A 1,304-nucleotide genomic window follows, 5' to 3' on the forward strand; every position below is an offset into this window, starting at 1 on the left:
TATCGGTAGTTAACCCTTCCTCCTACACTCTCCACAATCATGTCCGAGCGTTGCACTTATTATCTGAATTCGCGGAAAACCATTACCAATACTAAACACTTTTTAAAGAAGAAGTACGGTATTAAAGATGACATTATGTTTGCCACGTTATCGAAAAGCTTCTCCGTTTATCTGAATAGCCTTGCCTGACAGTGTTCGGTGGCTATTTTTGTATCAGCGGGAAGCAAAAAATCGCACAGTTCTCCTTAACTTTCCCTGCCGCGTGAAAACTGATGGCAAAATAAGCACGGTAATTTCATCTTTTATCGTGACGTTAGCTGAACAGCTTATTGTTAAGCTGTATTCCCTGTCTCTCTGTGACTCACCAGCATAACGTAGTGCTTATAACGATAAGGATGTAAGGGTGAAAAAGTCTTTCCTGATAAAGCTGTTTATTCTGCTGTCATTTGTCGCTGGCGGAACGATTTATGCCGCCTCATTACATAATGTGCAGTCGGATCCGACGATCAGCGGTATGAAAGACTCACAGCCGAGCCCGGCGCCACAGGCCGTGAAAGCGTTGCTGGAGAAGAATCGTGGCAGAGTGGCCAGACTGGGATTTACCGAGTCACAGCTTAAGTCGATTATCTATGTCAGCTGGAACTGGGGACAGGATTACAGCCGGTATGCCACGCTGGAAGAGTATCTGGCGCTGATGTATGAGCTGCCAAATTTTAAATCGATCACCCGCATCGATGACGGTCACTACTTTGGCTTTAAGGTGAAGCTTTCCGGCCAGCCTTATACCGGCTTTGTCTTTCGGATGTATGGCGATGAGCTTTATCTGGAAGGTACGGTGGCGGGTGATGAGATTATCAATGAAAAGGCGCAGGGTGAACTGACCAGTGAATTTACCCGCGATGCTGCGTATGTGCTGGCACGCAGTGAGGGCGCAATTTAGCCGATGATTTGGTGCACCTTATGCCCGTTTTCGCCGCGGACGACACTGACTGATCGCTGGTGAATACTATTGTGGGTTCTGGTGGCGAAGATTGCGGAGTAAGATGGATGGCTTAATCCTGCCTGTTTGCTCTGAGGCTCCGCTCATGACCACCGCACTGATTATCATTGATATGCAAATGCTGATGCAGGAACGCATCAGCAATGGACGTGACTGCGTTAATCGTCATGCACCCGAGAACATCGACGCATTGCTGACGGCGTTTCGCGCCGCAGGTAAGCCAGTGAGTAAGCGTCTCATACATACCGTATATTGACTTAAAATAGCAATATGCAGCAACTCAGAACCGTACGGACTTACTATT

General features: G+C 47.5%; 2 protein-coding genes. Both read left to right on the top strand.

Going from position 1 to position 1,304, the window contains the following annotated elements; translation table 11 throughout:
- The first annotated feature begins 403 nt into the window (after positions 1 to 403).
- Entirely contained in the window at positions 404 to 940 is a 537-nt protein-coding gene (locus ACSZO1_RS22375; protein ID WP_437616579.1) for a hypothetical protein, read from the top strand.
- Between the two features lie 145 nt (positions 941 to 1,085).
- On the top strand, positions 1,086 to 1,256 hold the full coding sequence (locus ACSZO1_RS22380) for a hypothetical protein (protein WP_437616581.1): 171 nt from the start codon (positions 1,086 to 1,088) through the stop codon (positions 1,254 to 1,256).
- Positions 1,257 to 1,304: the final 48 nt, after the last annotated feature.

The organism is Erwinia sp. V71 (genome assembly GCF_965644245.1).
GTDB lineage: Bacteria > Pseudomonadota > Gammaproteobacteria > Enterobacterales > Enterobacteriaceae > Erwinia.